The 10900-nt window shown below is 67.7% G+C and carries 8 protein-coding genes and 1 pseudogene; 3 read left to right on the top strand and 6 right to left on the bottom strand.

The features are described 5' to 3' along the window. Positions 1-154: 154 nt before the first annotated feature. From AQJ27_RS57180 to AQJ27_RS51010, 4 genes are all read right to left on the bottom strand, one after another. The gene (locus AQJ27_RS57180; protein ID WP_159055011.1) at positions 155-454 is read right to left on the bottom strand and encodes a hypothetical protein; all 300 of its coding nucleotides are present in this window, start codon (positions 452-454) and stop codon (positions 155-157) included. A gap of 39 nt (positions 455-493) precedes the next feature. Then, on the bottom strand, positions 494-4282 hold the full coding sequence (locus AQJ27_RS60450) for a polymorphic toxin-type HINT domain-containing protein (RefSeq protein ID WP_067385897.1): 3789 nt from the start codon (positions 4280-4282) through the stop codon (positions 494-496). Positions 4283-4577: 295 nt separating this feature from the next. Then, positions 4578-6143: a S1 family peptidase gene (locus tag AQJ27_RS51015; protein WP_067385894.1), complete on the bottom strand. Its 1566-nt coding sequence runs from the start codon at positions 6141-6143 to the stop codon at positions 4578-4580. 52 nt (positions 6144-6195) lie between these two features. Beyond that, positions 6196-6720 (bottom strand): hypothetical protein, encoded by a 525-nt coding sequence (locus AQJ27_RS51010; RefSeq protein ID WP_235614063.1) that lies wholly within the window; start codon positions 6718-6720, stop codon positions 6196-6198. A gap of 604 nt (positions 6721-7324) precedes the next feature. On the opposite strand from AQJ27_RS51010, the gene AQJ27_RS60075 reads away from it, so the two are divergent. After that, positions 7325-7663: a hypothetical protein gene (locus AQJ27_RS60075; RefSeq protein WP_235614062.1), complete on the top strand. Its 339-nt coding sequence runs from the start codon at positions 7325-7327 to the stop codon at positions 7661-7663. A 38-nt stretch (positions 7664-7701) separates the two neighbouring features. On the opposite strand, the gene AQJ27_RS57175 is transcribed toward AQJ27_RS60075, so the two are convergent. After that, positions 7702-7875, bottom strand: coding sequence for a hypothetical protein (locus AQJ27_RS57175; RefSeq protein ID WP_159064680.1), 174 nt, complete (start codon positions 7873-7875; stop codon positions 7702-7704). Positions 7876-8611: 736 nt separating this feature from the next. Here AQJ27_RS57175 and AQJ27_RS51000 point away from each other — a divergent pair. Further along, positions 8612-8950 carry a MerR family transcriptional regulator gene (locus AQJ27_RS51000; RefSeq protein WP_067385890.1) on the top strand — a complete coding sequence of 113 codons (339 nt, stop codon included), beginning with the start codon at positions 8612-8614 and terminating at the stop codon, positions 8948-8950. Between the two features lie 385 nt (positions 8951-9335). Next, positions 9336-9941, top strand: a pseudogene (locus AQJ27_RS50995) (IS5 family transposase); the annotation flags it as partial. Positions 9942-9951: 10 nt separating this feature from the next. Here AQJ27_RS50995 and AQJ27_RS50990 read toward each other — a convergent pair. Then, positions 9952-10773 carry an AAC(3) family N-acetyltransferase gene (locus AQJ27_RS50990; protein ID WP_067385885.1) on the bottom strand — a complete coding sequence of 274 codons (822 nt, stop codon included), beginning with the start codon at positions 10771-10773 and terminating at the stop codon, positions 9952-9954. Positions 10774-10900: the final 127 nt, after the last annotated feature.

Below are 10900 nucleotides of genomic sequence, written 5' to 3'. Positions count from 1 at the left end.
TGACAAGCTGTTTTAGAACCCGCTGATGGTGCTGCACTTCTGCCTCGACCTGCCAGTCCTGGCGCGACCTCAAGGTCGGCGGCGCCGGAGAACGCCGTCGGGCGTGGGGCCCGCCCATCAAGTGGGCGGGCCCCACGCCCGCGATGCACTTCGATCAGTCGCCGTTGAATACGAGGTATCTGTGCGGACGCTCCGAAACCACATCCAGTAGCTTCACCAGCTCCGACAGCGCCACCGTCTCGTCGGCGTCGCAAAGTTCACGAAGTTGGACCAGTTCTCCGCGTATATGCGATACCTGGGTTCTGTTGAACACTGTGTCGTCGTACTTGTCCACGAAGCCGAGCATGACCAGGCCTCGTTTTCGCGCAGATTCACAAATTGCGCCGATCGCAGGGTGTAATGACGTTGCCAGGACCTCGCCCGTATAGGTGCGCACCAGAATGCTGAGTGGCATTGCTTCACCTTTCATTGACCTTGGCTGACCCTGTACGCCCTACCGTGGTACGCCGGGGTGCATGGTGACTACATTTCCCCACTTGTCCGTGACGACAGTATAGGTCTTCGTCGGCAAACCCGTTTCGACGTCTGTCCCGATGATATCGGAGTCATTGCCGACACGGACATATTTGCCGTTGTCTTGCAGTTTGGGTTCAAATTTGGCAGCGTCGTTTGACAGCTTGTAAAGATCGACGTCCTTGTTGAACAGGCCCTTCGTGGCATCTGCCTTTGCGCCGCCTGGCATGTGCTTGCTGCGTACGTAGTTTTCGCCCGCCGCGTCCAGGAACGGGGGATCGCACTGGGTGTTATGCACCAGCACTGGCGTATTTCCTGCCAGCACGTAGTACGTGTGGAGATCTTCGACAGTGAGGTTGTAGGTGCGGGTGTGCTGGTCGAAGACGTGGTTGGCCTTGACGCTGACGGTGGTGCCGTTGGTGCTGAGGAGGGTGGTGCCGGGTGTGAGGTCGTGGGCCTTGACCCACTGGTGTGCTGAGGGGCTCCAGAAGGGGTGCTCGTAGGTGGCGGTGAGTTTCCGGGGGCCGTCGGGGGTTGTGATGGTGAGTTCGTCGAAGATCTTGTCGCCGTCGGTGATGATGAGACGGCTGACCTTGCGGGGAGCGCTGCGGCCGGTGAGCGGGTCAGTGGCCAGGACGGTGTCGCCCGGGTCAACGGTCTCGATCTTCTTGGTTCGGCCGTTGTCCATGAGGACTTCGGTGCCGGCGGGGAAGCAGTGACTGCAGCTCTTCACGTAACGGGCGGCCCGCAAATCCTGCAGCGCTTGCATCCCTCGTTCGAGGTATTTGAACTTCGAGCTGAGGACGAGGTCTTCGCCGAGCTGGAGGCAGGAGACGGGGTCGCCGCCTTTGCAGGCGTCGAGTTGTCCGAGGCCGAGGAGGTCCTTCTCCACAACCCACAGCTGCTTGGCTGCGGCTTCGGCGCCGGGGCCCTGGGAGAGGATCGTGCACAGGGTTTCGTTGTGCTGGCACCAGTGCGCCGGGTGTTCGACGGCGTCGCAGCCGAGGATGCCGCAGCGGTAGCGTGCTTCGGCCTGGCTTCCGGTGTCGTTCTCGGCGGCCTTGCGTTCGGCTTCCTTCTTCTCCACGGCCGCTTGGAAGGCGTCCTTGAAGGCCTGGTCGGCGGCCTTGTAGTCCTTGCCGGCTGCGGTGGCGGAGGCGCGGGCCTGCTCTCCGGCGGTGTAGGCAGCGCTGGCGGACGCCTGTGCCCAGTGGGCGGAGCCGGCGGCGTCGAGGGCGGAGACGGCCGCGTCGTTTGCGGACTGGTTGGCGGAGGCGGCGGCCTTGGCGGCGGTGTGGGCGGAGGCGGCTGCCTGGTCGGCGGAGGCCTGAGCGTCCTTTGCCGACTTGGCCGCCTGGTCGGCGTAGCCCTTGGCCTGCTTGCCGGATGCGTCGGCCCTTTTCGCCCAGTCGGCGGCCTGCTGTGCGGCCTTGGCCGCGGTGGCGGCGGCCTTGTGGGCTTGGGCGGCGTTCTGCTGGGCGGTGGCCGCGATACCGGCGGCATCCGCGATCAGCTGGGCGATCTGAGCCGTGTGGGTGGCGCCGAGGAAGTCCTGGCGCTGGGCCTTGTACTGCCCGACCTGGATGAACTGGTCCAGCAGGTCGTCGGGGCCCTCCAGGGCGATCCGGGCGGCCGATTTGACGTCGGGGCCGCCGCTGTCGATCAGCTGGGCTGCGCGGACCCGTTCGTCCTGGGTGCGTGCCTGGTAATGCCCGCTGGTGAGGAACTCCCGCAATTTCTGTGGGTCGTTGGAGTCCAGTGCGGTCCGGCCGGTCTGCTGCACCACCGGTCCGCCGGCGTTGATGATCTGGGCGATGGCCACCCGGAAGTCCTGTGCCCCGGCCTGGTACTGCCCGGTGGCAAGGAACGCCGAGACCTGATCGTCACTGCCCTTGAGCACTTCCTCGGCGGCGCTGCGCACCGAGGCCAGGGAGCTTTCCTGCGCCAGGGTCTGCACGCGGTAGCGGTCGTCCTGCTGGGCGGCCTGCGCACGGCGGGTGGTGAGGTAGTCGACGACGTCCTGGTCGGTGCCTGTGAGGGCTTCCTCGGCGGCGCCCCTGCTCCACGGCCCGCTGCTCTGCATCGTCGCCAGCGCGGCCTTGCGGCCGGCCTGGGCGATGGCCTTGGGGTCGGCTCCGGGCTGTGCGGCTTGCCCGGCCAGGCTCTTGGCCTGGGCGTCGGTGTCCTTAGCCTGCTGGGCGGCTGTGGCGTCCGCGGCCGTGCGCTGGTCCTGCTGGGCCTTGAGGTCCTTGGCCTGCGCGATCCCGGCGTTGGTGCGCTCGGTCAGCTGCTCCGTCTCGATCTTGACGGCGATGTCGTGGGTCTTCTGAGCCTTGGCGACGGCCGCGGTGGCGACGTCGGCCGCGTCCTGGGCGGCTTTGGCGTGCGCCGCGGACTGCTTGGCGGCGGTGGCCGCCTGGCCGGCATGGGCGGCCGCGTCATCGGCGTCCTTGGCGGCGTTGTCCGCATGGGTGGCCGCCGCGTTGGCCGCATCGCGCGCGTCGTTGGCCGCGCCGGCCGCCTCACCGGCCAGCGCCGCGGCCGCGTTCGCGGCACGGTTGGCCTCCTGCGCGTGGCGGTGGGCCGCGGCTGCCTCGGCACCGGCCTCGCTGGAGTGGACACCGGCCTGGGTGGCGTAGGTGTTGGCCTGGTCAGCTGCGTCTGCGGCGGCGTCTGCGTTGCTGCCGGCATCGGCGGCGGCCTTCGCGGCACTACCAGCCTCGGCCGCCGCGTTGCCGGCCTGGGTGGCCGCGTCCGCCGCCAGCCGTGCTCCCTTGGCCGCGCTGCGGGCGTCGTCGGCCGCCTTGCGTGCCGCTGAGGCCTTGCCCGCGTCCGTGGACGCGTCCGCGGCGGCGCTCTGCGCACGAGATGCGGCCTGCGCGGCACCCACCGCGGCGGAGGCAGCCTGCTGGGCGGCGCTGGCCGCGAGGCGCGCACAGTTGTTGGCGGCGGACGCCGCGTCGATCGCCTCCTGCGCGGCCTCCGCGGCCTGCTTGGCCGCAGACGCCGCCCGGCTTGCCGCAGAGGCGGCGTGCAGGGAGTCGTTCTTCGCTGCCTGGGTCTCGGCCGCCGCCTTCTGCGCGGCCTCCTTGGCCAGCTTCGCCGCGGTCACGGCACGCGCGGAGGCCTCCTTGGCCGCCTTGGTCTGCGCGGCCGCCTTGCTGCCGGCCTCCTTGGCCTGGGCCGCCAGCTGGGCGACCGTGGCGTGCTCCTGGTCACGGGCACGCGCCACGTACTGGCCGACCTGGAGGAACTCGTGGATGTCGTCCGCCGTACCGTTCAACGCGATCCGGCCGGCCGCCGCCACGTTCGGGCCGCCCGCGCTGATGATCTGCGCGACCTCGACCCGCTCGTCCTGCGCCCCCCGCTCGTACTGACCCGTCGACAAGAACGCCTTGATGCCATCCGGCGCCCCGTTCAGCGCGGCCTGCCCGGCCTTCTGGACCTCCGGGCCGCCCGCATCGATGATCTGCGCGACCTGAACCCGCTGATCCTGGAAGAACGGATCCTGCCAGCCCTCCTCCAGGAACCCCTGAAGGTCGTTCGGCGTCCCGTCCAGAGCCTTGCGGGCTGCGTCCTGCAGGTTCAGCCCGCCCACGCTGGCGAGCTGTGCCACGGCAACGCGCTCGTCCTGGAGCGTGGCGTTCTTCGCCGTGTCGAGGAAGTACCGTAGGTCGTCGTCGCTGCCAGTCAGAGCGACTTCCGCGGCAGCCCGCACCCCGGGGCCGCCCGTCGACCACAGGTCGAACGCCCGGGCACGGTCAGTCACTTCGTCAGTGGCAGCACTGCCGCCACCGTTCGGGCCGCCGTCGGCCACCGCACGGGAGGCAGCACTTCCGAGCAGACCGACTACAAGTGCAAGCGGCAGCAGGCACAGACAGAGCATCCGTGCCCCTTGCGCAATCCTTCTCGCCGCGATGCTCGCGGATTTCTTCTCGTTCAACTGTCTCTCATATCGTCCGTGGTCAAGCGGGAGTCACGCGGGAGACGACCGGGCAGGCGACGACGGGGACGGTTAGCCGGTGGTCCGGGGACCGCCCCCGCGAAAGCCGTATCCGGTTACGTCAGCTGGCGGGTGCGAGTTGGATTTCGTTGTGGAGGCCCTTGGTGTCGACGGCGGGGAAGAGGCTGACGTGTCCGTCGTTCCAGCGGACGAGGACGTCGTCGGCGGTGGTGTTGCCGGTGAAGGCGCCGGCGGTGACGACGGTGGCGTCGGCCCAGTTGGACTTCGCGGGACGGATCTTGATCTCGCCAGGCAGGGCCTTGGCGGTCATGCCGGGGTAGATGGTGGTCTCGCCGTCGATCCAGCGCACCAGCAGGTCGTCGGTGCCCTTGCCGGTGAAGGAGCCGGTGGCGAGCTGGGTGGCGTAGGTCCAGGTGTTGTTCTTGGCGACGATCTGCGTCTGCTTCTTCAGCCCGTTGACCGCTAGGTCGCTGAAGACGGAGACATGGCCGTCCTTCCAGTCCACCAGCAGGTCGTCACGGTGGCCGCCCGGGGTGAAGCGGGCCCCGGCCATCAGCCGCGCGTCGTCCTTCCAGGTGTCGTCCTTCGGCGGGGCTAGCTGCTTCTCACCGTGGAAGCCCTTGGCGTCCACGGTTGGGTACAGGGTCATCTCACCGTCGACCCAGCGCACCACGAGCCCGTCCGTGCCGCCGCCGGTATTGACACTGGTCACGGAGACGGCCTTGGTCCAGATGCTCTTCTCGGGCTGCAGCCGTTGTTCGGCGGCGAAGGGATGGGCGGGATCATTGCCGTCGCCGCCCTGGTAGAGGGTGACTTCACCGTCGTCCCATATGACAATCATGTCCTTACGACGGGTACCGCCCGCGGAGTCGCCGGTGTAGTAACCGGCCGTCATCTGCACGGCGTGCTTCCACGGGGCGGCCGCGAAGGTGGTGCTGTAGGAGACCTGCTGAACCCAGCCGGCCAGGTCGTCGGCGCGGGCGGCGACGGCACCAGTACGGGTCTCGGCAGGGGCGGTACCCAGACAACCGCCCTGCCACGAGGAGCTGTTGACACCGACGATCGCCGTGTGGCCGCCTGCCGTGCTCAGCAGGGGGCCGCCGGAGTCGCCCTTGCAGACCGCCGCGCCGTCCGACTTCGCGGCCAAGTCGAAGGTGGTGGCGCCGGTGGTCTGGACGGTGAAGGCGGCCGCGTGCACCTGGTCGGGCATCCACTCGTCGTGCGTACGGCCGTAGCCCGCGGTCTGGACCTCGTTCCCGGTGGCGGGCGCGGTGCCCGTCACCGGGACGGGGGTGATGCCGGTGACGGGCTTGGCCAGTTGGGCCATGACCACGTCGCGGTCAGTGCGCGGCACCAGGTTGACCACCTGCTGGGCGCTGTTGCCGAGGGCGGCGGTGGTCTTCAGCTTCGGCGCGCCGGGGGTGAGAGCGGTGCCGGGGGTGACGGTGAAGCAGCTCGCGGCGGTCAGCAGCCACTGCGGGGCGACCAGGGTGGCCGAACAGCCGTGCTGGCCGCCGATGTCGAGGCGCGCGGTGGTGGCGGAGACGGCGTCAGAAGCCTGCGGGCCCGATACAGCTGTCGCGGGGGTGGTGGTCAGGGCGGTGGCCAGTGATGTGGCGGCGATCAGGCCGCTGGTCCACGCGGTGTGCGGACGAAAGCCAGACATGATGGTTCCTCGTTGTCGTGGGAGATCGAAAGGAGAGAGGCGGGCGGACCGGTCAGCCGGTGACCCGCAGTTCCAGCAGGACAGCCGGTGCGCTGCCAGCGGCTCCCTCGCCCACGCTTTGGTAGCCGTTCTTGCCCACGGTCACTGTCCTGGCCGGTGCCGAGGGATCGGCCTGGGGCCTCAGATCGGCGCTGATGGGGTGGTCCGTGGTCTCCAGGGCGAAGACACGCGGGAGTTCGAGGCTGAGGTAGCCGCTCTTCGCACTCGCCTTGAAGCAGTAGGCGCTCTGGGGGTTGCCGCTGGGGCCCTGCACGGTCAGGACCTTGATCTGCCGGCCCGAGTCGTCGCACGTGGCGAGAGTGATGTGCCCGTCGCCCTTGATCAGCTTGATGCCCGCTTCCCGCTGGATCTGATCCGCGTTCGGGTAGGCGTAGTCCTCCACGGCGGACGGCGGCGTGTCCCCCGTAGGACCGCCCGTCGGCTGCGGGTCGGCGGAGGCGAGCATCGGAGTGCCCGCGAGCGCCAGGATGACAGCTGCCCCCGCGACGGGGAGCATCCTGCGAATACGAGAAGTCACCCGAATTCCTTTCCCGGCACGGGTGACGGCATGACGAAACACCTGCGGCCCCCGCACACAGACGTAAAGCAAAAATAAATGGTCGAGCGAGACTCTAAAACGACGTTAGTCATGAAGGCAACGTGACCCTCGCCATAGAGAATTCATGGAACCTGCACAATCATCTCACAGTAGGGCGGGTATGTAGCGCCACAAACATCGCAAAATGCGCACAGAAGTGCCCGCTATTCCGGCCGGACGGTGTCGCACACCGCTCATTATTGTTTCATCTTGCATCAGTTTAGTGAAGTCTTACCCAAACTTGGGAAGTAGAAGGAACGGGACGCATCGTCGCGGGATTTCCCCCAGCTGTTACGGGTTGAGCGTCACGGAATTCTTCACCCCGGCGGTCGCGAGTCGTAAATGGGGGCGCCGGTTGTCGCTGGCTGGTATGTCGCACAGGAGCCCGTAGGCCACAGACTCGATCTCCGACGAAGCGTCAAGCAAGGGCGGGGGACACTGCGTCGTCGTTCTCCATCCAGACGATTCCCTGTCTGTCCGGGATGACGGACGGGGCACTGACACCCGTGTGGACGAGCACGGCCGGAGCGTGAAGAAGCCGGTCATGGCTACGAAGGATCTCCGGTTCTTCGATTTCCCGCAGGTCGAGGTGCTGCCTGACGGCCATCCTCGGCGCGGCATGTCCGTGGTTGCGGCGCTCAGCGAGTGGCTCGCCCATACCAACCGCCGCCTCAACGGGGCTTGGGCTCAGCGCTACGAAAACGGCGTCCCCGTCACCGATCTTGAGCCCGTTGAGGTCGACGGCACGACCGGGACACTGGTCCATTTCAGTCCGGACGGGTCGTTGGGTTCGGTGACCGTGCCGGCGGCCGGCGACCTTTCGCGCCTGGCCACGGCGTGGCCGCATCTGGAGGTTCACGTCGATGACCGGCGTAATGACTGACGGATTCGGCGGCGGTGACCGGTCTCTCATCACAGTGATCAGCTCGCTGCGACGACCGTCGCGGTCTGTGGTCGGCGGCTGGCGGCGGTCAGCAGGAGCCGCTTGCGCAGGAGGGGGAGGCGGGCACGGCCAAACATGCCGCGCTTGAGAGCCTTGAGGTCGATTATCTCGCTGTCGGGCACGCGAAAATCTATGTTGGCCAGAGTAGACATTGGGTGGTGGTGTGGTTATGGTTTCTCTCGTAGCCGAGATCAACGGGGCCTGGCAGAGATGAACTGCCGGGCAGCGGTACGCAGTTGCAGTGCGCAGGACGGTGCGGTGGTGGAGTTCCGAAGCCAGGGTTGTTGCAGGACGGCGACGGGACTGACGGCCGGACCGGGTGGCCCGCAGTGATCAGGGGCCGCCGTGAGCAAGACCGCAGTCAACGCGGTGGCAGTACCCGTAAGTGCGGTTCGCAGTACCCAGCAGTGAAGTCAGTGAGCAGCACCTCGGTGAAGGCGTCGGCTGCGGACGCGCGCACCGGGAGGTTCGGCAGTGGGGTTCCAAGCCAGAGCAGACGCAGGACGGGCGACGGGGCTGGCTGCCGGAGAGTGGCGCTGTCACAGGCCACGGAGCAGTTCGCATCACCAGCAGTGCGCAGTAGAGCAGTACCAGCAGTACGCAGTCCCCCGCTTGGTAAGCAGCTGATCACCGAGGGAAGAACGGAGGAGCCGAGCGCCGTCAGGATCGCCCGGGCGGAAGTCCTGAGCCCGGGTACCGCAGGACATCGATAGTGAGGTGGTCTCCGGTCGAGCAACCGCGATCCCCGCACACGCTTTCATCCCCCGTGAGCTGGTGCGGAAAGAGAGGGCCGGTGCAGTATCAGGGCCGGCAGATGGTGTAGCAGTTCCTTCGGGGCCCTGGTGCCAATGGCGCCAGGGCCCCTCCAGGCGTTTCCAGAGAGGTGCAATGACAGCAGACGACTCGTTCGGCCGTCTCGATGACGACGACTACCCCGCCTACACGATGGGCCGGGCCGCCGAGCTGCTCGGCACCACCCAGGGCTTCCTCCGCGCCATCGGCGAAGCCCGCCTGATCACCCCGCTCCGCTCCGCAGGCGGACACCGCCGCTACTCCCGCTACCAGCTGCGCATCGCCGCCCGTGCCCGGGAGCTTGTCGACCAGGGGACTCCCATCGAGGCTGCCTGCCGCATCGTCATCCTCGAAGACCAGCTCGAAGAAGCCCAGCGCATCAACGCCGAATACCGCCGCGCCGCCGAATCGGCGAATCCAACGTCCGCGGCCTGAGACGGCCGGGACCTGCAACTTCCCCAGGAGCTTCGCGGCCGCCGCCCACGCAGGCTGCCCGGGACGCAAAGCGTTCCGGGCAACTTCGTCGTCTACGGCCCTGGGGCCGAGAGCGACCTATGCGTAGGGCCGGCCCGTGCGGTGGGCGGGCCGCCTGACGCGTACGGCCACGACACCCTCACCTACGGCTGCTCGCGTCCCGGGCAGAGCCGCCGCCCGGCGGCAACCGCGGGCGAGACGAAGGTCGGGCCCCGACCCCGGAGTTTGGACACTGGAGAGACTTGGATCTTGATGGTCCAGGAGAACGGAGTCCCCGTGGGGATGAAGCACTACCCCACCGAGTTCAAGGCGGACGCGGTCGCGTTGTACCGGTCGAGGCCGGGCCGGGGTTGTCACCTACATCCGTGATCAGCTCCGCCGGAGGATCCGTACCGGCAAGGGCCGCTGCCCGCACCCGGTGACGCTGATCGTGGACTCCCAGTCGGTCAAGGGCGCCTCCACCGTGGGCCGCAACAGCCGGGGCTATGACGCCGCGAAGAAGATCAACGGTCGCAAGCGACATATCACGGTGGACACGCTCGGCCTGCCGGTGATGATCACGGTGACGCCCGCCGACATCCAGGACCGTGACGCCGCCCGCGACGTGTTCTGGCGGCTGCGTCTCACTCAGCCGCAGATCACCCAGGTCTGGGCAGATCGCGGCTATGCCGGCGAACTCGTGGACTGGGCCCGCGAACGCCTCTGGCTCACCTTGCGCATCGTCTCCCGGCCCAAGGGCACAAAGGGCTTCGTCGTCCTTCCTCGCCGTTGGAAAGTCGAGCGGACGATCGGCTGGTGCATGAACGCCCGCCGCAACGCACGCGACTACGAACGCCTGCCCCAGCACTCCGAAGCACACCTGAACTGGGCACTCATCACCATGATGACCCGACGCCTGACCCGCAAGAGCCCCCGCACCGACAACTGGACGAGGAAAGCCAAGCGCACCAGCTGATCTACTCTCAGGACAGCATTGGGATCGATGCCGCGCTTGGGCGGTGCTCGGCCAACCAGACCTGGGCATATGCGACGGCGTCAGTCAGGGAGAACAGCCGAGCTTCGGCTGCGGCCACCGTACCTCGTGTTATGGGGCGTTCCTGCTCGAAGGCCGCGCCCAGGTCATCGAAGCCGTCATCGGTGATCGCCGTATCTCGCACGGTGCTCCAGCGGCGGCCCTGTGGGGTCATGATGGCGAAGGAGTTGTCGACCTGCGGTGCGGGAATCCGGCACTCGGCCAGGTGAAACGCCGTGCAGGATTCGAAGGCCGCGCCCAGCAGGAGGATCCGCGCCCTGACGTCTTCCAAACGGGCAAGCGGACTGCGTTCGCCAAGCCGGCAGTCCAGAGCGTGGCCGTCCAGGATCGTGGAGGCGCGCGGGCCTATGGCCGCGAATGAGGTCTGCGGATGCGCACTGCGGGCAGCCCCTGGCCAGTTACGGACGGTCTCGGGGATCGCGCCCACGCCGCGCGTGGGCGTGGTGCGCGGGTCGTAAGGCAGCATCGATGCCCTGATGTCCGCCCACCATGCCTCAGGCACGGACGGACTGTTCCAGTTCGCCGGATCAGAGTTGTCCCCGGAATGCGTCGGTACCACCAACGTCCCGTCGTCGCCGAGGACGTCGAGCAGTGCCAACACAACAGCGCTGGGGCCGCCGCAGACCCAGCCGAGCGAGCTGAGGGAGGAGTGCACGAGGAGGGTCTCACCAGGGCGTAGGCCGATGTCACGCAGCTCCGAGGCGAGTGAATCACGCGTACACAGCGGGCCGGGCGGAGGCGTCGTCGACATAGCTGGTGAGTGTCTCCCGTCCGAGGACCGCGTACCACCGGTTTTTCGGCACCTACCTCCAGCCTCGATTGCCCCACGGTCGTGGCAATCCCTGCCAGGGCCTGCTGCAGGATCAAAAACACCTACT

The organism is Streptomyces olivochromogenes (assembly GCF_001514115.1).
GTDB lineage: Bacteria > Actinomycetota > Actinomycetes > Streptomycetales > Streptomycetaceae > Streptomyces > Streptomyces olivochromogenes.
The sequence above is the reverse complement of the archived record's forward strand: the minus strand, read 5'-3'. Positions and strand labels throughout refer to the sequence as shown.